Here is a 21,003-nt window from a genome sequence, read left to right on the forward strand (position 1 = left end):
CGGACTGTTAAGCAACGGCGTGAAGGCTTATTCCACCGTAACGGACTTCGCCAGGTTACGCGGCTGATCCACATCGGTGCCTTTAATCAGGGCGACGTGGTACGAGAGCAGCTGCAGCGGCACGGTGTAGAAGATTGGCGCAATCACCTCTTCAACGTGCGGCAGTGGGATAATGCGCATCCCTTCGCTGTCGGCAAAACCGGCATCAACATCGGCGAAGACATACAGCAGGCCGCCGCGGGCGCGCACTTCTTCGATGTTCGACTTCAGCTTCTCCAGCAGTTCATTGTTCGGCGCGACCACAATCACCGGCATATCAGCATCGATTAGCGCCAGCGGGCCATGCTTCAGCTCGCCGGCGGCGTAGGCTTCTGCGTGAATGTAGGAGATCTCTTTCAGCTTCAGCGCCCCTTCCATCGCGATAGGGTACTGATCGCCACGGCCAAGGAATAGCGCATGATGCTTGTCGGAGAAGTCTTCCGCCAGCGCGGCGATCTTCTCATCCTGCGACAGCATCTGCTCAATGCGGCTCGGCAGCGCCTGCAGAGAGTGCACGATGTCGTGTTCTACCTGCGGGTTCACCCCTTTCAGCCGGCCAATTTTCGCCACCAGCATCAGCAGCACGGTCAGCTGGGTGGTGAAGGCTTTGGTCGAGGCCACGCCAATTTCGGTTCCGGCTTTGGTCATCAGCGCCAGGTCAGATTCACGCACCAGTGAGGAACCCGCCACGTTGCAGATTGCCAGCGAGCCGAGGTAGCCCAGCTCTTTTGACAGGCGCAGCGCTGCCAGGGTGTCGGCGGTTTCACCGGACTGGGACAGGGTGATCAGCAGGCTGTTATTGCGCACCGCGGATTTGCGATAGCGGAACTCAGAGGCGATCTCCACGTCGCACGGCACGTTCGCCAGCGACTCAAACCAGTAGCGCGAAACCATCCCGGAGTTATAGGAGGTACCGCAGGCCACGATCTGGATATGCTCAACGTTGGCCAGCAGCGCATCCGCGTTCGGGCCCAGCTCGGAGAGGTCGACTTCGCCATGGCTGAAACGCCCGCTGAGGGTGTTTTTGATCGCGACCGGCTGCTCGTAAATCTCTTTCTGCATGTAGTGACGGTAAACGCCTTTATCACCGGCGTCGTACTGCGCCGTGGATTCGATCTCTGCGCGCTTCACCTGAGCGCCGCTGCGATCGAAAATCGTGACGTCACGACGGGTCATTTCCGCGATGTCACCCTCTTCCAGGTAAACAAAGCGGCGCGTCACCGGCAGCAGGGCCAGCTGGTCGGAGGCGATAAAGTTTTCGCCCACGCCACGGCCAATCACCAGCGGGCTGCCGGAACGGGCGGCCACCAGCACGGACGGGTCACGGCTGTCGACGATCACCATGCCGTAGGCGCCGCGCAGCTGAGGGATAACGCGCTGCACCACTTCACGCAGCGAGCCGCCAGCCTGTTTCTGCTCCCAATGCACCAGATGCGCCACCACTTCGGTGTCGGTTTCTGACGCAAAGGTGTAGCCACGGGCGATCAGCTGCTCGCGCAGCGGTTCGTGGTTCTCAATAATACCGTTGTGAACAATGATGATATGTTCAGAGATATGCGGGTGCGCATTGGCTTCCGACGGCTCGCCGTGGGTTGCCCAGCGCGTGTGCGCGATACCGGTTCCGCCAATCAGCGCGGTGCTCTCTGCCGCTTCAGCAAGGTTCTGAACCTTACCCAGGCGGCGCAGGCGGGTGGCATTTCCCTGCTGATCGACCACGGCCAGACCCGCAGAGTCATAACCACGGTACTCCAGACGGCGCAGCCCTTCGAGCAGGATCTCTGCAATATCACGCTGCGCTACAGCTCCAACAATTCCACACATAGTAAATTTTCCTGACAGGATGACGTTCAGCGTCATCTGCGTTGTCTTCTGACCTGATTATTCCGGTGCATACTCTAAATAATTCACGTTGCAGGAAGGCGGCAAGCCCGTGAATCCCCGGGAGCATAGACAACTATGTGACCGGGGTGAACGGGTGCAGCCAACGCACCTGCAATGTGAAGAATGACGAGTATTTTTCGGTTCCCCGAGCCTTGTAGAGTGGGGATTATTTTTATGTTTACTGCTTTAAAACAAAACACAGGGCCAGGCGAGCCTGGCCCCTGGAATGGATTATTTTTTCTTTTCCGGACGCTGCCAGCTGGCGTTCAGCTGCTGCTCTTTGCGGTTATACACCAGGCCCGCCGCCGGAACGTTTTTCATAATGGTGGTACCGGCCGCGATGGTGGCCCCCGCCGCGACGCTCACCGGGGCGATCAGCTGGGTATCGGAACCCACAAACACGTCGTCGCCGATGATGGTCTTCGATTTATTCACGCCGTCGTAGTTGCAGGTGATGGTGCCCGCGCCGATATTGACGTGACTGCCAATCTCGGCATCGCCCAGGTAGCTGAGATGCCCGGCTTTCGAGCCTTTGCCCAACCGTGCCTTTTTCATCTCAACAAAATTACCGACGTGCGCGCCTTCGGCCAGTTCGCTACCGGGACGCAGGCGGGCGAAAGGCCCGACGCTGCAGCCGGTGTCCAGCCGTGCGTCTTCAATCACGCTGTACGGGCTGATGACGCTGTCGTCGGCAATCACGCTGTTTTTAATCACGCAGCCGCTGCCGATTTTCACCCGGTTACCCAGGGTAACGTGACCCTCAATGATCACATTGGTATCGATCACCACATCGCGACCGTGCTCCAGCGTGCCGCGCAGATCGAAACGTGCCGGATCCAGCAGCATCACCCCGGCCAGCAGCAGTTTTTCTGCCTGCTCCGCCTGGTAAACACGCTCCAGCGTCGCCAGCTGTAAACGGTTGTTCACGCCGTCGGTTTCGGTGGAGCGGGACGGATGTACCGCCGCAATCTGGCGGCCTTCCTGATGGGCGAGGGCGATGATATCGGTAATGTAATACTCGCCCTGCGCGTTGTTGTTGGTCAGCTTGCCGAGCCAGCGCTTCAGATCCGCGCCGTTCGCCAGCAGGATGCCGGTATTGATCTCATTAATCAGCAGCTGCTCAGGGGCGGCATCTTTCTGTTCGATAATGCCGACCACCTGGCCGTTTTCACGAATGATGCGCCCGTAACCGGTTGGGTTATCGAGCATCACCGTCAGCAGGCCAATGCCGCCCGCCGGTTTAGCCGACTGCAGGCGGCGCAGCGTCTCGACCGAGATCAGCGGCACATCGCCGTACAGCATCAGAATGTCTTCGTCATCAGCAAAGCAGGGGGCGGCCTGCTGCATCGCGTGGCCCGTGCCCAGCTGCTCCGCCTGCAGCACCCAGTTCAGTGAGGCATCGTTTAGGGTGCTTTTCAGCAGGTCACCACCGTGGCCATAAACCAGATTAACGCGCTGCGCGTTCAGCGCCTTCGCCGCATCAATCACATGCTGAACCATCGGTTTTCCTGCCAGTAAGTGCAGCACTTTCGGCAGTTCGGAGTACATGCGCGTACCTTTACCAGCGGCAAGGATAACGACGCTCATCGGGCTCTCAGACATAGACATCCTGACTCTTTATTTGATGTTGAAAGTAAAACGGTTTAACACTAAGAATACTACATTTTTCTCAGCCCGAAATTAGCCTGAAGCGCAGCGGGTGGCGGGATTGGGGCAAAAAAAATGCCAGTCAGTTTCCTGACTGGCACTCGAACAACTTAAACCTGAGTTACATCGCGTTCTTGGTCAACTCGATCACGCGCAGTTTGGCGATCGCTTTAGCCAGTTCCGCAGACGCCATAGCGAAGTCAACATCACCGTGCGAGCTGTTCATATGCTCTTCGGCTTTGCGTTTCGCTTCCAGCGCGCGAGCTTCATCAAGATCGCTGCCGCGGATCGCCGTGTCAGCCAGCACGGTAACCGCGCCAGGCTGCACTTCCAGCACGCCGCCGGAGAGGTAAATCACCTCTTCTTCGCCGTGCTGCTTAACGATGCGAACCATACCAGGCTTAATGGCGGTCAGGAGCGGGGCGTGGTTTGGGCGAATACCCAGCTCACCTTCGCTACCTGATACCTGGATGCTCTGTACAGTACCGGAGAACATCTGCTGCTCCGCGCTGACAACGTCCAGGTGAAAAGTCATAGCCATTGTTAACCTCCAGGGAAACTGAAATTACAGTTTCTTCGCTTTTTCCACGGCTTCTTCGATGGAACCTACCATGTAGAAAGCCTGCTCTGGCATATGGTCGAACTCGCCTTCCATGATGCCTTTAAAGCCACGGATGGTATCTTTCAGGGACACGTATTTACCCGGAGAACCGGTGAATACTTCTGCCACGAAGAACGGCTGGGACAGGAAGCGCTGCATCTTACGCGAGCGTGCTACCACCAGTTTGTCTTCTTCTGACAGTTCGTCCATACCCAGGATGGCGATGATGTCTTTCAGTTCCTGATAACGCTGCAGCAGTGACTGAACGCCACGCGCAGTGTCATAGTGTTCCTGACCAACAACCAGTGGATCCAGCTGACGGCTGGTAGAATCCAGTGGGTCAACCGCCGGGTAGATACCCAGTGAAGCGATCTGACGGCTCAGTACCACGGTTGCGTCTAAGTGCGCAAAGGTGGTGGCTGGTGACGGGTCAGTCAAGTCATCCGCAGGGACGTAAACGGCCTGAACGGAAGTGATTGAACCGGTTTTGGTCGAGGTGATACGTTCCTGCAGAACGCCCATCTCTTCCGCCAGCGTTGGCTGATAACCTACCGCAGAAGGCATACGACCCAGCAGTGCTGATACTTCAGTACCGGCCAGGGTGTAACGGTAGATGTTATCGATGAACAGCAGTACGTCACGACCTTCGTCACGGAACTTCTCAGCCATGGTCAGACCGGTCAGCGCGACGCGCAGACGGTTTCCTGGTGGCTCGTTCATCTGGCCATAAACCAGGGACACTTTGTCGATAACGTTAGAGTCGGTCATCTCGTGGTAGAAGTCGTTACCCTCACGAGTACGTTCGCCCACACCGGCAAATACCGAGAAACCTGAGTGCTCAGCCGCGATGTTACGGATCAGCTCCATCATGTTTACGGTTTTACCTACACCCGCACCACCGAACAGACCGACTTTACCGCCCTTAGCGAACGGACACATCAGGTCGATAACCTTGATGCCGGTTTCCAGCAGTTCCTGCGAGTTTGACTGATCTTCGTAAGAAGGTGCTGAACGGTGAATCGCCCAACGCTCTTCTTCGCCGATGTCGCCTTTCATATCGATTGGCTCACCCAGCACGTTCATGATACGGCCAAGCGTTGCAACACCAACAGGTACTTCGATCGGATGCTCAAGGTCGACAGTTTCCAGACCGCGCTTCAGGCCGTCTGAAGAACCCATGGCGATGGTACGAACCACGCCGCCACCCAGCTGCTGCTGAACTTCCAGCACCAGACGAGCATCACCATTTTTAACCTCAAGGGCGCTGTACACTTGTGGTACTGCGTCCTGAGGGAACTCGACGTCAACCACGGCGCCGATTACCTGGACAATCTTTCCAGTAGCCATCTTGAATCCTCTACCTAATTCATTAAACCTGGTTAAACCGCGGAGGCCCCACCGACAATCTCGGTAAGTTCCTGGGTGATGCTGGCCTGACGAGCCTTGTTGTATACCAACTGCAGCTCTTTGATCAGGTTTCCGCCGTTATCGGTTGCGGCTTTCATCGCCACCATTCGCGCGGCCTGCTCGCTGGCCAGGTTTTCAACAACACCCTGGTAAACCTGAGACTCGACATAGCGGCGCAGTAACGTGTCCAGCAGCGCTTTCGGATCCGGTTCATACAGATAGTCCCAGGTACTCTTCTTCACAACGCCTTCCGCATCATCTGCTGGCGGTAATGGCAGCAGCTGTACGATCTGTGGAGTCTGAGACATGGTGTTGATAAATTTGTTGCTGACGATAAACAGCTTGTCGAGACGGCCTTCATCGTATGCCTGAAGCATCACTTTGACCGGGCCAATCAGGTCGGACAGGGCAGGTTTATCACCCATCCCGGTAACCTGAGCAACCACGTTGCCGCCAACAGAGCTGAAGAATGACAGACCTTTGGAACCGATAATCGCCATATCACTTTCGACGCCTTTATCAGCCCAGGCCTTCATATCAGCCAGCACTCGTTTGAACAGGTTAATGTTCAAACCACCACAAAGCCCGCGGTCGGTAGACACGACCAGATAGCCGACGCGTTTAACGTCACGCTCTTCCAGGTAAGGGTGCTTGTATTCCAGATTACCTAACGCAATGTGACCAATCACTTTGCGCATGGTCTCTGCATAAGGACGGCTGGCCGCCATGCGTTCCTGCGATTTACGCATTTTGGAGGCGGCGACCATTTCCATCGCTTTGGTGATCTTCTGCGTGTTTTGCACGCTGCCGATCTTACTACGTATCTCTTTTGCGCCGGCCATAAGCTTCTCCTCAAAGCCTTGCAGCCTGCCCCCGAAGGAACAAGCCGCCAGACATTACCAGGACTGGGTTGCTTTAAACGTTTCGAGGAGGCCTTTCAGCTTCTCTTCGATTTCGCCGTTATAGTTACCAGACTGGTTGATATCAGCCATCAGCTCTGCGTGATCGCGATCCGCGTAAGCCAGCAGTGCCGCTTCGAAGCTACCGATTTTCGCCAGTTCGACGTCATTCAGGAAGCCACGCTCGGCGGCAAACAGCACCAGACCCTGCTGCGCGACAGACATCGGCGCATACTGTTTCTGTTTCAGGAGCTCGGTCACTTTCTGACCGTGGCTCAGCTGTTTGCGGGTTGCTTCATCCAGATCGGAGGCGAACTGAGAGAACGCAGCCAGTTCACGATACTGTGCCAGCGCGGTACGAATACCACCGGACAGTTTCTTGATGATCTTGGTCTGAGCAGCACCACCTACACGAGATACTGAGATACCCGGGTTAACTGCCGGACGAATACCGGAGTTAAACAGGTTGGTTTCCAGGAAGATCTGACCATCGGTAATCGAGATTACGTTGGTTGGAACGAACGCAGAAACGTCACCCGCCTGGGTTTCGATGATTGGCAGCGCAGTCAGTGAACCGGTTTTACCTTTCACTTCACCGTTGGTGAAACGCTCAACATAGTCGGCGCTCACGCGGGAAGCACGCTCCAGCAGACGGGAGTGGAGGTAGAACACGTCGCCAGGGAACGCTTCGCGGCCTGGTGGACGGCGCAGCAGCAGAGAAACCTGACGGTAAGCAACAGCTTGTTTAGACAGGTCATCGTACACGATCAGTGCATCTTCACCGCGGTCACGGAAGTATTCGCCCATCGCACAACCGGCATACGGTGCCAGGTATTGCAGAGCAGCAGACTCAGATGCGGTTGCCACCACAACGATGGTGTTAGCCAGCGCGTTGTGCTCTTCCAGTTTACGTACCACGTTAGCGATGGTAGAGGCTTTCTGGCCGATAGCTACGTACACACATTTGATGCCGGAATCGCGCTGGTTGATGATCGCATCGATCGCCATTGCGGTTTTACCGGTCTGACGGTCACCGATGATCAGCTCACGCTGGCCACGACCGATTGGAATCATCGCATCGACAGACTTGTAACCAGTCTGTACAGGCTGGTCAACGGACTGACGGTCGATAACGCCTGGTGCAATCACTTCGATCGGTGAGAAACCGTCGTTGTCGATAGCGCCTTTACCATCGATAGGAGCACCCAGGGTGTTCACTACGCGGCCCAGCAGGCCACGGCCGACCGGTACTTCTAAGATACGGCCAGTACACTTAACCTTCATGCCTTCGGCGAGGTCAGCGTATGGGCCCATGACTACAGCACCAACAGAGTCGCGCTCCAGGTTCAGTGCGATAGCGTAACGGTTACCCGGCAGGGCAATCATCTCACCCTGCATCACATCGGCCAGGCCGTTGACGCGGATGATACCGTCACTTACAGAAACAATAGTACCTTCGTTGTGAGCTTCGCTCACTACATTGAACTGAGCAATGCGCTGCTTGATCAGTTCGCTGATTTCGGTGGAATTCAGTTGCATATATGCTCCAGTCCCCTTAAGACTGCAAGACGTCTGCGAGGCGTTCGAGACGACCGCGTACGCTTCCGTCAATGACCATATCACCCGCACGGATGATTACGCCTGCCATTACAGACTTATCAATTTTGCAATTCAGCTTAACTTTGCGTGACAGACGTTTTTCCATCGCGCTGCTGATTTTGGTCAGCTGTTCATCGCTCAATGTCGTGGAAGAGATAACTTCAACCTCAGCGGTCGCATCATGTGCGGCACGCAGTTGGATGAACTGTTCCAGAACAGCGGTAAGCGCTGGCAAACGTTTGTTTTCAGCCATCACCTTAATCAGGTTCTGACCGGCTTCGTCGAGTTGGTCACCACAGATCGCGATGAACGCTCCAGACAACGCTTCCGGCGCCAGAGCGCCGGAAAGAAGTTCTGATACCTGTTCATTGCCAGCCACTTCGGCGGCAAACGCCAGCATCTGCTGCCAGCGATCGATACTTTGATGTTCAACCGCAAAGTCAAAAGCGGCTTTAGCGTAGGGGCGAGCTACGGTAGTAAATTCAGACATCAGCCCCTCCCTTACAGTTCAGCGACCAGTTTATCAACGATGTCGCTGTTAGCAGCTTCATCCACGGAACGTTCAATGATTTTCTCGGCGCCGGCAACAGCCAGCATCGCGACCTGCTTGCGCAGCTCTTCACGTGCACGTTTGCGTTCGGCATCAATTTCTGCCTGCGCTTGGGTGACGATCTTGCTACGTTCCTGCTCAGCCTCAGCTTTCGCTTCGTCCAGGATCTGCGCGCGGCGTTTGTTCGCCTGCTCGATGATTACCTGAGCGTCTTCTTTCGCTTTCTTCAGCTGGTCGGTCGCATTAGCCTGCGCGAGATCCAAATCTTTCTTGGCACGTTCAGCGGAAGCAAGGCCTTCGGCAACTTCTTTCTGGCGCTTTTCGATAGCAGCCATAAGCGGCGGCCACACGTACTTCATGCAGAACAGGACAAACAGGATGAACGCGATAGCCTGGCCGAGGATTGTTGCGTTAATGTTCACAGCACAATGCCTCTTGTTAAGTTAACTTTTTCTGCCGCTGCCGAAGCAGCGGCCAGAAGCCGTTCATCGCCCACAAACGCTGGCGATGAACTATCGGTTTTTACGCGACAGCAAACATCACGTACAGACCCAGACCAACAGCGATCATTGGGATTGCATCCACCAGACCCATTACAACAAAGAACTGCGTACGCAGCAGAGGAATCAGATCCGGTTGGCGTGCGGCGCCTTCCAGGAATTTGCCTCCGAGGATGCCGATACCGATCGCAGCACCGATTGCCGCCAGGCCCATCATCACAGCGGCAGCCATGTACAGCAGATCCATATTCAGGTTTTCCATGACAGTCTCCAGTTTGTTTCAGTTAAAACGCAGTAGTGTTGAGAAAAAATCAATGTTCTTCAGATGCCATCGACAGATAGACAATCGTTAAGACCATGAAAATGAAAGCCTGCAGCGAAATGATCAGGATGTGGAAAATGGCCCATGGCACATTCAGAATCCACTGTGACCACCACGGCAACAGACCGGCAATCAGGATAAAAATCAATTCCCCCGCATACATGTTTCCGAACAGTCGCAGACCCAGAGATACCGGTTTGGACAGCAGGCTCACACCTTCCAGAATCAGGTTGATCGGAATGAATACAGGGTGGTTGAAGGGTTGCAGAGTCAGCTCTTTAGTAAAGCCGCCAATGCCTTTCATCTTGATGCTGTAGAACAGAATCAAAATAAATACGCCAAGGGCCATCGACAGCGTGACGTTCACGTCAGCAGAAGGCACCACACGCAACGCTGGCAGACCAAAGACATGCTCGCCGATGTACGGCAGCAGATCGATTGGCAGCAGGTCCATGAAGTTCATCAGGAACACCCAGACGAAAATCGTCAGGGCCAGTGGAGCGATGAGTTTGCTTTTACCGTGGTACATGTCGCGCACGTTGTCGTCAACGAAGCCAACAACTAGCTCAACAGCGGCCTGTAATTTACCCGGCACGCCGCTGGTCGCTGATTTCGCGACTTTGCGAAACAGCACCAGGAACACCAGTCCCAGCACCACAGAGAAAAACATGGAGTCGATATTTAGTACCCAGAACGTCGCCGGAGCGTCGTGCGGATTCACTAGCTCGAAGGTACGCAGGTCAAGCTGAAGGTTATTCAGATGATGACCTATGTATTCTTGCGGCGTAGAGATTTCTCCTGCAGCCATGATGCCTCTTACCCTTTGTTGTTAATTACAGCCGGTGCGACAATTTGCACAATCAGCACCGATAACCAGGCCAGTCCCAGCGGCGTAAACACCGCCTTAAACACTCCCAGCGCCACGATAATCACGAGAACAGTAACGAACACCTTTAGCACTTCGCCTAACGCAAAAGTCCAGGCGAGCCGCCCTGTTACTTCATGCCCCGCCCGGTGGCGCCAGGCAAAAATCATAAACAACACGTTCGGCAGCCAGGCTGCCAGTCCACCCGCTAAGGCGGACACGCCCCACGTCAGATCTTTCAGGGCAAAAAACAGTGCGCCGATTACGACAAAGGTCACCAGCTGCAAAAGCAACACGGTCCGGGCAAATTTTACTCTGTAAAGGGACACTGACATGACGCTGAAACTCTCCTGCCCCGATGGGGGTATGTCGCGTGTCGTATAAAACTGCCTTTGCTCTTTTGAGTCAAGCAGCAAAAAACGTGCAAATTATACGGTGCGCACCTGTGATTTCAATCGATAAGTAGAGAAAAGGTGAACAATTATTTAAATTTCTTTCCAGCGCTCCGTTTTCCCAAACTGCTGGCGGCGGCAATTGGCTGGTTTTTTTCTGCAATACACGACATTGCTTGCTCACAAAGCGTGCGACAGATCACAATTCAGCAATGTAATACCGGACAAACAAGCTGGCTTTATCCTAATAATACGCAACAGTATGAATTTTAATTGTTTAATATCAATATATTAGATATTGGTTTTTTAAAAACGCCCTGTTGCTTCGATTAAAAGGTCTTATTGACATCTGTAGCAATTATTTAACATTGCTCAAGCCATTACTCACGCCGATTTATTGCGTGGATATATTTTCATGCGTGACTATCGGCACCCTTAAATATCGGGCCAAAGGTGATCAAAGTGATAATAAAATGTGAACTTAAGGTTAAATGTAACTGAGATTGTCAGATCATTTCCGTCGGCTGATTTAACCTGATGGTAACAGCTCCGTCCAGGCAAATTTTCGCAAAAAAAAGCCCTCCCCTCTCCCCGCTCACCACGATTCAGGCTTAAGGCCGGGACTGGAGATAAAAAAGTCATATAATTTCAGGGGTTAACTATTTCTTAAAAACCCCGAATGCGGATAAAAATAAGGGTTTTCCTGGCTAAAAAAAAGCCCGTTAATGCGGGTTAAACACACTAACGGGCCTGTTTTTTGGCTCAATCGGTTAGACAGATGGCGAAATAATCACCAAATGACGCTCGCCGGTCAGCGTTGGCACCGACAGCGGGCACACCTTCTCCACGCTAAAACCGGCCGGTAAAGCGGCGATTTCATCGTGCGGAAGGATGCCTTTCAGGGCATAGAATCGGCCATTCCCGCCAGGCAGATGGTGGCACCAGCTGACCATATCCGTCAGTGAAGCGAATGCCCGGCTGATCACCCCGTCAAACGGAGGCTCGGCAGGGAAGTCTTCAACGCGGCTCTGCACGGGGGTGACGTTCTCCAGCTTCAGTTCATGCTGTACCTGCTTCAGGAAGCGCACACGCTTGCCGAGGCTATCTAACAGGGTGAAATGCGCCTGCGGCCGCACAATCGCCAGCGGGATGCCCGGCAAGCCGGGCCCGGTGCCAACATCGATAAAGCGTTCACCCACCAGGTGGGGTTCCACCACGATGCTGTCGAGAATATGACGCACCAGCATCTGTTCCGGGTCACGCACCGAGGTCAGGTTATAGGCTTTGTTCCATTTGTGGAGCAGCTCCACATAGCCCACCAGCTGCTGTTTCTGCTGATCGGACAGGGAAATTTGGGCGCTTTTCAGCAGGGCGGAGAGTTTATTAATCACGAAGAGGTCCTGTAGGGTCGGGGCAAGCCCGACCCGTATTTCAGGTCAGGCGCTTTTGCGCAGCAGGCCCTGTTTTTTAAGGTAAATAAGGAGAATTGAGATCGCCGCCGGGGTGATCCCGGAGATACGTGAGGCCTGGCCAATCGATCCCGGTTTGTGATCGTTCAGCTTGGCAATGACCTCATTGGAGAGGCCACTCACCTGCTGGTAGTTCAGATCGACCGGCAGCACGGTGTTTTCATTGCGCAGCTGGCGATCGATCTCTTCCTGCTGGCGAGCAATGTAGCCTTCGTACTTCACCTGGATCTCAACCTGCTCGGCAGCCTGCGGGTCGCTAAGCGACGGGCCGAAGGTGCTGAGGGTCATCAGCTGAGGGTAAGTCATTTCCGGGCGGCGCAGCAGATCTTCACCGCTGGCTTCCTTGGTCAGGGCAGCGCTCAGCAGCGTGTTCACTTCGCTAACGTTTTCTGATTTCGGATGCACCCAGATATCACGCAGACGCTGACGTTCCAGCTCGATGCTTTCCAGCTTCTCGTTGAAGCGCGCCCAGCGGGCATCATCGACCAGCCCCAGTTCACGGCCGGCAGCGGTCAGACGCAGGTCGGCGTTATCTTCACGCAGCATCAGGCGATATTCCGCGCGCGAGGTGAACATGCGGTACGGCTCTTTGGTGCCGAGGGTGCAGAGATCGTCGACCAGCACGCCAAGGTAAGCCTGGTCACGACGCGGTGCCCAGCTCTCTTTGTCAGCAGACTGGCGACCTGCATTCAGACCCGCCAGCAGACCCTGGGCTGCCGCTTCTTCGTAGCCGGTGGTGCCGTTGATCTGTCCGGCAAAGAACAGACCCTGAATATATTTACTCTCCAGCGTCGGTTTCAGATCGCGTGGATCGAAGAAATCGTACTCGATGGCGTAGCCAGGACGAACGATTTTGGCATTTTCCATCCCGTGCATCGAGCGCACGATCTGCATCTGCACATCAAACGGCAGGCTGGTGGAGATGCCGTTCGGATAAATTTCATTGCTGGTCAGCCCTTCCGGTTCGAGGAAGATCTGGTGCGCATTGCGGTCGGCAAAACGCATCACCTTGTCTTCAATTGACGGGCAGTAGCGTGGACCAATGCCTTCAATCACCCCGGCATACATCGGGCTGCGATCGAGGTTATTGCGGATCACCTCATGGGTTTTCTCATTGGTGTAGGTGATGTAGCACGGCACCTGCTGAGGGTGCTGGCTGACATTGCCCATGAACGAGAATACCGGCATTGGCGTATCACCATGCTGCGGAGCCAGCACGCTGAAGTCGATGGTGCGTGCATCAATGCGCGGTGGGGTACCGGTTTTCAGGCGGCCAACGCGCAGCGGCAGTTCACGCAGGCGGCGTGACAGCGGAATGGATGGCGGATCGCCAGCACGGCCACCGCTGTAGTTATCCATGCCGATATGAATTTTGCCATCGAGGAAAGTCCCCACGGTCAGCACCACGGCTTTTGCGCGGAACTTGAGGCCCATCTGGGTCACAGCACCGACGACGCGATCGTTCTCGACGATCAGATCTTCAACCGCCTGCTGGAAGATCATCAGGTTTGGCTGGTTCTCCAGCGCGGTGCGTACCGCCTGACGATACAGCACGCGGTCAGCCTGAGCACGGGTGGCGCGTACCGCCGGACCTTTGCTGGCGTTTAGTATCCTAAACTGGATACCGGCCTGGTCTATTGCGTGAGCCATCAACCCACCCAGTGCATCCACTTCTTTAACCAGATGTCCTTTCCCGATACCGCCAATCGCCGGGTTGCAGGACATCTGTCCCAGCGTGTCGATGTTATGGGTTAATAACAGGGTTTGTTGACCCATACGGGCAGCGGCCATAGCGGCTTCTGTCCCTGCATGACCACCACCGATTACGATGACGTCAAAAGGATCTGGATAAAACATGGTACTGCACCTCGCGGCTTGTGCGATTGAAGAGAGTGTTGCTGAGGGCGTGGATTCTACTCAACTTTAGACGATGGCGAAAGCGCCGGGATCTTCGTGTATTAAAAAGAAGATCTTTTTTATTTAGAGATCTCTTTATTAGATCTTCTATTAGGATCGACGATCTCTGTGGATAAGCCATTTTTGCTGATAAGGATCAGGCAATTAGGCAGGATCATTAACTGTGAATGATCGGTGATCCCACGCCGTATAAGCTGGGATCTAAATGGCATGTTATGCACAGGCTCCGGCAGGTGCCCGAGTTGTTCTTGGGATAAACACCGGTTATCAGACGGAATTGAGCATGGTTATCCACAGATAAACGCGGTAAAACCAGGCGAAAAAGAGCAACATTTACAAAAGTCGGGATCGAAAACCCGTTTTTATACGGATCGAACCGACGATCGCGGCCCGATCCACAGCGGTTTTAGATCAGTTCTTTCCAGCTTTCTACCCAGACACCGGCAGGATCTTCCGGAATCTCATGTTCCAGCACGTCAATATCGAGACGATCGCCAATGCGCTGAGCGCCGAGCGAGGTCAGCAGCTCATCAAACTGCACGATCGCGCCACAGAACAGATCGTATTCGCGGTTGCCAATACCGACCGCGCCATAGCGCAGGTTGCTGAGATCGGGCTGCTCTTCCTTTATAGCGTCAAACAGCGGCTGGATATTATCCGGCAGCTCACCGGCACCGTGGGTCGATGAGACCACAATCCAGATGCCAGACGTTTTCAGCTCTTCAAGCTCAGGTCCGTGCAGCGTCTCGGTGGTGTGCCCGGCCTCATCCAGCTTTTCTGCCAGATGATCGGCAACATATTCTGCGCTGCCTAAGGTGCTGCCACTGATTAAAGTAATGTCGGCCATGATGGGATCCCTGAATGATAATGGCGGGCATTGTACGCTGTGATCAGGCTGGGATCTACCTGTGGAAAACCAGGGTTTTTATGAAAGGTACCTGGCTCGCTTGTCATTTACGATCCGGGCAGTGCTCGCGGTCCTCCCGTACTACAGTACGCTGCGGGCGTTGTGCGCTGGCCGAATCACAACTGACTGCGCCGCCGACGGTACGCATTGTTGCAAGATCCGCAAGCCGTACAGGTTGTGGATAATTTTGTGCACAGATCAGGGCGTAATAGTGCGCATGATCGGGTTCTGCAACGAGATCAGGGTTTCGGTCGACTGGATTTCATCAATGGTCTGGATCTTGTTGATCAACACCTGCTGCAGGGCGTCGATCGAGCGGCACATCACCTTAATAAAGATGCTGTAGTGGCCGGTGGTGTACCAGGCTTCCACCACTTCTTCAAGCTGCTCCAGTTTCGCTACGGCGGCAGGATAGTCCCTGGCGCTTTTCAGGATGATGCCGATAAAGCAGCAGACGTCATAGCCCAGCATCTTCGGGTCAATTTCTACCCGCGTGCCTTTAATAATCCCCGCCTGCTTCATCTTCTCAACGCGCACGTGAATGGTCCCCGGGCTGACGTTGAACTGTTTTGCCAGTTCGGCGTAGGCGACACGGGCGTTATCCATCAGGGCATTCAGGATGCCGCGATCGAGATTATCTGGCTGCATATTATCTGCCATGGGGGCTCCGGAATTATCGAATAATAAGTTGGACAGACGATAATGTGCGCGATCGTGAACAGAATGGCAATCGGAGTGATGATATGACAGCGGGCGCCGGAGTGGCGCCCGCGGGTGGGATTAGCGTTTACGCCACAGGGTGAGCTGCGCCACGGTGTGCTGATATTTGCGCGCCGTCTCGCGAATAACAAATGGCACATCCTGCGCCGGGGCGATCTCTTCAAAATCGGCCGCCAGCAGGCGTTGCAGCGCCTGATAGGTTGACAGCGCCTCGCCGTTTTCACGGATACCGCCCAGCCAGTTCTCCTTCGGCGTAAACTCTTCCAGCCAGGTATAAGGCGAGGAGAGCATCAGCACGCCGCCGGAGCGGATCATGCGGGTGATATCGTGCAGGAAGCGCTGCGGCTGGCGCAGGCGATCAATCAGGTTGGAGGCCAGCACCAGGTCAAACCCTTCCGGCTGCGGCTTGAGGTTACAGGCATCGCCCTGCACAAACTGGATGCGCTGCGCCTGCTCTGCGCCCAAACCAACGTCTTTCAGCCGCACCTGACGGTACTCAACCAGGTCACCCTCTTCTTGGGTGACATAGCGGAAGTCTTCGCCGCTGGTCAGCTGAAGTGCCACGTCGATAAAGCGCGCCGAGTAGTCCATACCGACGACCTGCTCAAAGTGGCGCGCCAGTTCAAAGCTGGCGCGCCCGGTGGCGCAGCCGATATCCAACGCGCGCTGGCGTTTATCGGTAAGGGTGCAGGCGATCTCCGCCAGCGCTTTACCGTAGTTCGCCACGCCGAAGTATTCCGGGCCGTACTGGAAGTCGAGATACTGTGACACCATGCTGTCGGTTTCATACGGGTTTTGCACCATGGTTTCCTGATGCTCAGAGACGACGTAGCGGAAACCGGCGTGCTGGAAGAAGTGGCGGCGAAATGCGTAGCGCGCTGACTTTAGTGCTTCATTGCCGGTTGAGATCCAGCTGCCGCCTTTGATCAGTGAGTGCTTGCCGTCAAAGGTCGGCGTGGAGAAGTCGTCATACAGCGGATGCACGCGGAAGCCTTCGAAGCCGTTGATCGGCGTGGTGGTCCACTGCCAGACGTTGCCGATCAGATCGAAGAAATCGCCCTGTGCAAACTGGTCCACCGGGCAGGAAGAGGCCCAGTAAGCGAGGTTAATATTGCCCGGCGCTTCCTGCCAGTCTGGCTGATCGCCTGGCACCTGCTCGCGCAGCAGCATCCACTCGCTCTCTGCCGGTAGCTGTACCGACTGCCCGGTTCGATCGGCTTTCCAGCGGCAGAAGGCGGCGGCTTCCAGCTGATTGACCTCCGCCGGCCAGTCCCACGGCATAGCGATCTCTTCAGCCAGCAGGCGCAGCTTCAGCGCATCCGGCTGGTCAGCGCTGCCAACCCAGAAGGTCGGCATGGTGGCTGCGGCGAACTCGCGCCAGCCCCAGCCTTCATCATCCCACCAGCTTTGGGTCTGGTAGCCGCCATCGGCAATAAACGCGAAGAACTCGGCGTTGCTGACCAGCATTTTGCTGGCCTGGAATGGCTGCACGCTGCTGGTCAGCGAGCCGTACTCATTGTCCCAGCCGTAGGTATCATCGGTTTTGCCCTGGGTGATGCGCCCGGCGGCGACGTCGACCAGACTGTTTTGCGGCACGGACAGGCGATCGTGGCGCGCGTCCGGGCAGGCGGGCCAGTGCGGCTGAGGTTTGACCCACGCCAGCGGCAGCTGACGCATCAGCACGCTGGAGGTTTCCAGGTGGATGCGTTCGTGCTCAATGCCCATCAGTATCACCCACGCCGGGCTCTCCCAGCCAATCGGCAGGGTTAGCGGCATCTCGCGGATAAACTTTTCGACGCGCGCGCGCACTTTGCCGCGATAGTCGCGCAGCTCGGCCACTGATGGCCAGCTGTAGTGGCTGTTATCCAGATCGTCCCAGCTCATTTCATCAACGCCGATCGCCAGCATCGCTTCGATCTTATCGTCGATACGGCTATCGATCAGACGGCCCGCCATCAGCTTATTAATATAGAAAGTGGCGGTGTGGCCATAATAGAAGATCAGCGGATGGCGCAGCGAAATGGCTTTGGTGTAGTAAGCGCGCTCGTCAGCGAGGCAGTCGAACAGGCTCTCATACAGCTCCCACGTCTGACGGAAGTAGCTGAGCAGCTGCTGACGTTTCTGTTCGGGGTCGTTGCCGCTTAAGGTCAGCGTGCGGGTCGGTGCAGGTAATCCTGTCTGGTGTTGTTGCGAAGTCACGTCATGCTCCCGTCTTGCCTGATATGCCAAATGGCTAAAGCGTAGATATCACTATAGCAAATAAGCATAGACGGAATGTTTCTTAGGGTAGGGCGTTAACGCTGCCAGCGGCGCAGCAGGCGGCTTTTCAGCCCGGTATCGAAGCGCCAGATATGGTCAAAGATGCGCATGATGCCGGGTTTTCCATGATCGGACATGGCAACCGCATGAAAACGTTGCAGCTGCTGCTGCTGGTGGTCGCGCACGCGCTTAACAATGGGGTCGGGCAGGCGCTGGGCGATAAAGTCAGAGAGGATCACCGCATCGGCATCGGCCCACAGCGGGCCGGACATCTTTTGCAGCACGGCATCGAGGCAGGCGGCCAGGTCGGTACCGCCGCGAAAACGCTGGCTGAGAAAGCGGATCGCCTGGCTGATGCCGTCGGCGGCGGTCAGCTCGTAGCCGATCACCTCATGGGCGAACAGCATAATGTAGCAGCGGCGGTTATCGGCCAGCGCCACCTTTAACAGGGCGAGGCAGAAAGCCTTGGCGCAGCGTTCGTTAAAGCCGCCCATCGAGCCGGAGGTGTCCACGCAGACGATAAACGGCCCGCGCGGCTGTTCGTCATGCTGCTGGTGGCTGACCGGGCGCAGCGATACCTTATCGTGCCAGCTTTCGCCCTGAAGGCGGTAGGTGAGCAGGCGTTTCTCCACCAGCCGGCGGTAAAACTCCATCTCCAGCTCGCTGATGCCAAGCGTGGCCAGCTCCGGCGGCAGCAGGCGCAGAATATCATCGCTCTGGTGCAGGCCGCTGACCTCTTCCGGCACGCTTTCCGGCTCGCGCACCAGCTGGTGAAAAGTTTCCAGCGGCGCATCGTACGACAGCACCGCTTTGGCCTCACGGCTGCGTCCCAGCTGCTCTGCCAGCTTCAGCAGCTCCGGCTGACTGGCGAGGAAATCCCCGTACTGCACCATGAGCTGATAGTCGCCGCGCTGCAATGAACTGCGCGTCAGGTCCCACAGCCGGCCGGCAGCAGCGTCATCGTCACCGGCCAGCACCGGAGCCAGCTGGCCGCTCATCGCCAGCCGTTGCTGCAGCTCCGCCAGCAGCTTGTCGCGTTCCCGCTCCAGCAGCTGCTGGTTCAGCGTCAGGGTTTGCAGCGTCAGGCTCAGCCGCCAGCGCTGCAGAAACAGCGTCTGCTGGGCATTGCTGAGCTGCAGCGCATCATTATTTGCTACCAGCGCCTGGGCTTTTTCGGCAAACGGTGAGTGCTGCTGCGCCAGCCAGCTCAGCAGTTCCGGCAGCTGTGCGCTGAAGTCGTGCTGGCTCATCAGCTGGCTCTGCTGGAAGCGGCTAAACTCCGCCGCCAGATCTTCCGGCACCGGGGTATTTTTCAGCTGCTGCACGATCTCTGCTTTCCAGTGCGGGAGATCGCGCGTTAGGGCGTTCTTCAGCCTGGGGAATTTTTCAAAAAAGGCGGCAAGCTGCGGGGAGGCGAGTAGCGTGATCACCAGCTCTTCAATGAGATCGTTTTCATTGACCGCCAGGAACAGGCTCAGGGTGTCAAGCGAGATCACTGGCGCGCCTGTTTCAGCCGATCGGCCACCTGTTGCAGGCTCTCCTCCACGCGCGCCAGCCAGTCATCGCTGATAAACAGGCAGCGGTGGTGCTGGCTGAACAGCGTGCGCTGGCCGCGCAGCTGGGTCTCCAGCTCGTCGAGCGCCAGCACGATCTCTTCCGGTAGCCCCTGCTGCGGTTTGCCCGGCAGCATCAGGCGCGTGGCCTGCAGGCTGACGTCGCGCAGCGTCAGGCAGTCATTGCCGTCAACGTGCAGGTCGAGCGTCTGGGCAAAGCCGATGCCGTTCAGCTTGCCGCGCACGTCGCCGCCTTTTTGCAGCCAGTGGTGCAGCGCTTCGCGCGCAAGGGTGATGTGGGTGACCTGCATTTCGTGCAGCGTCAGCGGCTTTTGCAGCATCAGCGTCAGAGCATCGTTAGCCAGCGACTCGGGCAGCTCGTAGTGCGGCTTGCGGCTGAACATGCCACCGTGCTTCTCCAGCCGGATCGCCTGCTCAACGCTCTGCTGCTGCTGTAACGCCAGGCGGCGGGCGTTGATCTGCTGAAGTTTGAACAGCATCGGCTGCTGCTGCCAGGCCTGCTGAGTGATCAGGTTATCCAGCTCGTGGTCCAGCAGCTTCATTGAGCCAACGTCATGCCACAGGCAGTCTTTCAGCAGGATCAGGTCAATCGGCGCAATGGCGTTACGCCCGCTGTAAAAGGCGCTGGCCTGCAGCAGATGAATGGCCTTTTTCCAGCGGCGGTCAGAAATATAGGGCGCTTCAGGCTGGTTTTCTAACTGCTGACGCAGCTGGAAAATCAGCTCGAAAACATCATCGGGCAGGCTGACTTTGCTGATACCCTGCTGCCACTCCAGATACTCCTCATCGGTGATGCACAGCGACTCCGCCACCGGGTTCTGGTTCTCGTCCTGCTGGTGGGTCAGCAGGCTGCGGAAGTTCTGCTTTTCATGCACGTTATCCAGCCACAGGCGAATCAGCATACGGTCATATAGCGCTTCCAGCCCGCTGTCCGCTTCCGGCAGTTCGTTGGAGGCGGTGACCAGAAGGCGCATCGGGATTTTTTCTTCGCTGTCGCCATTGCGGAAGCGGCGCTCGTTGATCGCCGTCAGCAGGGTATTGAGGATGGCCGGACCGGCTTTCCAGATCTCATCCAGAAATACGATCTCGGCATCGGGCAGATAGCCTTTGATCAGGCGCTGATAACGCCCCTCATCCTTCAGCGCCTGAATCGATAGCGGGCCGAAAACTTCCTCGGGGGTGGAGAAGCGCGTCATCAGATACTCAAAGGCGCGGGCATGCTGGAAGGCGAACTTCAATCGGCGGGCAATCAGGCTTTTAGCAATGCCGGGAGGGCCGAGTAAAAACACGCTTTCGCCGCACAGGGCAGCGAGCAGGCAAAGGCGAATCGCATGATGGCGTTCGTAAAGTCCTTTCTCTAAAGCATTGCTGAGGCGGGCGATGCGTTCCGCCAGTAATTGAGAGTGGGCCATAATCAAACAGTCATCCTTTTTCTACGGACAGGCCAGCTTGTTG

The 21,003-nt window shown here is 56.0% G+C and carries 18 protein-coding genes; all 18 read right to left on the reverse strand.

Features of this window, described 5'->3' with window-relative positions; translation table 11 throughout:
• Nucleotides 1-27: 27 nt before the first annotated feature.
• Nucleotides 28-1,860 carry a glutamine--fructose-6-phosphate transaminase (isomerizing) gene (glmS, locus tag J2Y91_RS08025; RefSeq protein ID WP_133622348.1) on the reverse strand — a complete coding sequence of 611 codons (1,833 nt, stop codon included), beginning with the start codon at nucleotides 1,858-1,860 and terminating at the stop codon, nucleotides 28-30.
• A 291-nt stretch (nucleotides 1,861-2,151) separates the two neighbouring features.
• Complete coding sequence (gene glmU, locus J2Y91_RS08030; protein ID WP_048917941.1) at nucleotides 2,152-3,522, reverse strand: bifunctional UDP-N-acetylglucosamine diphosphorylase/glucosamine-1-phosphate N-acetyltransferase GlmU; 1,371 nt, start codon at nucleotides 3,520-3,522, stop codon at nucleotides 2,152-2,154.
• 166 nt (nucleotides 3,523-3,688) lie between these two features.
• Nucleotides 3,689-4,108 carry a F0F1 ATP synthase subunit epsilon gene (locus J2Y91_RS08035; protein WP_048917942.1) on the reverse strand — a complete coding sequence of 140 codons (420 nt, stop codon included), beginning with the start codon at nucleotides 4,106-4,108 and terminating at the stop codon, nucleotides 3,689-3,691.
• A gap of 24 nt (nucleotides 4,109-4,132) precedes the next feature.
• The gene (gene atpD / locus J2Y91_RS08040) at nucleotides 4,133-5,515 is read right to left on the reverse strand and encodes a F0F1 ATP synthase subunit beta (protein ID WP_048917943.1); all 1,383 of its coding nucleotides are present in this window, start codon (nucleotides 5,513-5,515) and stop codon (nucleotides 4,133-4,135) included.
• Nucleotides 5,516-5,547: 32 nt separating this feature from the next.
• On the reverse strand, nucleotides 5,548-6,417 hold the full coding sequence (atpG, locus tag J2Y91_RS08045; protein ID WP_048917944.1) for a F0F1 ATP synthase subunit gamma: 870 nt from the start codon (nucleotides 6,415-6,417) through the stop codon (nucleotides 5,548-5,550).
• Between the two features lie 54 nt (nucleotides 6,418-6,471).
• A complete protein-coding gene (atpA, locus tag J2Y91_RS08050; RefSeq protein ID WP_048917945.1) occupies nucleotides 6,472-8,013 on the reverse strand; it encodes a F0F1 ATP synthase subunit alpha in 1,542 nt (513 codons plus the stop codon).
• A 16-nt stretch (nucleotides 8,014-8,029) separates the two neighbouring features.
• Complete coding sequence (gene atpH, locus J2Y91_RS08055; RefSeq protein ID WP_048917946.1) at nucleotides 8,030-8,563, reverse strand: F0F1 ATP synthase subunit delta; 534 nt, start codon at nucleotides 8,561-8,563, stop codon at nucleotides 8,030-8,032.
• An 11-nt stretch (nucleotides 8,564-8,574) separates the two neighbouring features.
• Nucleotides 8,575-9,045 (reverse strand): F0F1 ATP synthase subunit B, encoded by a 471-nt coding sequence (atpF, locus tag J2Y91_RS08060; protein WP_048917947.1) that lies wholly within the window; start codon nucleotides 9,043-9,045, stop codon nucleotides 8,575-8,577.
• 100 nt (nucleotides 9,046-9,145) lie between these two features.
• Nucleotides 9,146-9,385 (reverse strand): F0F1 ATP synthase subunit C, encoded by a 240-nt coding sequence (gene atpE, locus J2Y91_RS08065; protein ID WP_003849523.1) that lies wholly within the window; start codon nucleotides 9,383-9,385, stop codon nucleotides 9,146-9,148.
• Nucleotides 9,386-9,434: 49 nt separating this feature from the next.
• Nucleotides 9,435-10,253 (reverse strand): F0F1 ATP synthase subunit A, encoded by an 819-nt coding sequence (gene atpB / locus J2Y91_RS08070; protein WP_048917948.1) that lies wholly within the window; start codon nucleotides 10,251-10,253, stop codon nucleotides 9,435-9,437.
• A gap of 8 nt (nucleotides 10,254-10,261) precedes the next feature.
• Nucleotides 10,262-10,645 carry a F0F1 ATP synthase subunit I gene (atpI, locus tag J2Y91_RS08075; RefSeq protein WP_048917949.1) on the reverse strand — a complete coding sequence of 128 codons (384 nt, stop codon included), beginning with the start codon at nucleotides 10,643-10,645 and terminating at the stop codon, nucleotides 10,262-10,264.
• An 827-nt stretch (nucleotides 10,646-11,472) separates the two neighbouring features.
• Nucleotides 11,473-12,093, reverse strand: a complete 621-nt coding sequence (gene rsmG / locus J2Y91_RS08080; protein WP_133622347.1) for a 16S rRNA (guanine(527)-N(7))-methyltransferase RsmG — start codon at nucleotides 12,091-12,093, stop codon at nucleotides 11,473-11,475.
• 45 nt (nucleotides 12,094-12,138) lie between these two features.
• Nucleotides 12,139-14,028, reverse strand: coding sequence for a tRNA uridine-5-carboxymethylaminomethyl(34) synthesis enzyme MnmG (mnmG, locus tag J2Y91_RS08085; RefSeq protein WP_099754528.1), 1,890 nt, complete (start codon nucleotides 14,026-14,028; stop codon nucleotides 12,139-12,141).
• A 466-nt stretch (nucleotides 14,029-14,494) separates the two neighbouring features.
• Nucleotides 14,495-14,935 carry an FMN-binding protein MioC gene (gene mioC, locus J2Y91_RS08090; RefSeq protein ID WP_048914171.1) on the reverse strand — a complete coding sequence of 147 codons (441 nt, stop codon included), beginning with the start codon at nucleotides 14,933-14,935 and terminating at the stop codon, nucleotides 14,495-14,497.
• 258 nt (nucleotides 14,936-15,193) lie between these two features.
• The gene (gene asnC, locus J2Y91_RS08095) at nucleotides 15,194-15,655 is read right to left on the reverse strand and encodes a transcriptional regulator AsnC (RefSeq protein WP_048914172.1); all 462 of its coding nucleotides are present in this window, start codon (nucleotides 15,653-15,655) and stop codon (nucleotides 15,194-15,196) included.
• A 120-nt stretch (nucleotides 15,656-15,775) separates the two neighbouring features.
• On the reverse strand, nucleotides 15,776-17,914 hold the full coding sequence (ovoA, locus tag J2Y91_RS08100) for a 5-histidylcysteine sulfoxide synthase (protein ID WP_253537851.1): 2,139 nt from the start codon (nucleotides 17,912-17,914) through the stop codon (nucleotides 15,776-15,778).
• A gap of 95 nt (nucleotides 17,915-18,009) precedes the next feature.
• Complete coding sequence (gene viaA / locus J2Y91_RS08105) at nucleotides 18,010-19,470, reverse strand: ATPase RavA stimulator ViaA (RefSeq protein WP_133622345.1); 1,461 nt, start codon at nucleotides 19,468-19,470, stop codon at nucleotides 18,010-18,012.
• Nucleotides 19,467-20,960 carry an ATPase RavA gene (gene ravA / locus J2Y91_RS08110; RefSeq protein WP_253537854.1) on the reverse strand — a complete coding sequence of 498 codons (1,494 nt, stop codon included), beginning with the start codon at nucleotides 20,958-20,960 and terminating at the stop codon, nucleotides 19,467-19,469. The genes viaA and ravA overlap by 4 nt, the downstream gene beginning before the upstream one ends.
• Between the last annotated feature and the right edge of the window lie 43 nt (nucleotides 20,961-21,003).

The sequence above is a fragment of the Erwinia aphidicola genome, assembly GCF_024169515.1.
Lineage (GTDB): Bacteria > Pseudomonadota > Gammaproteobacteria > Enterobacterales > Enterobacteriaceae > Erwinia > Erwinia aphidicola.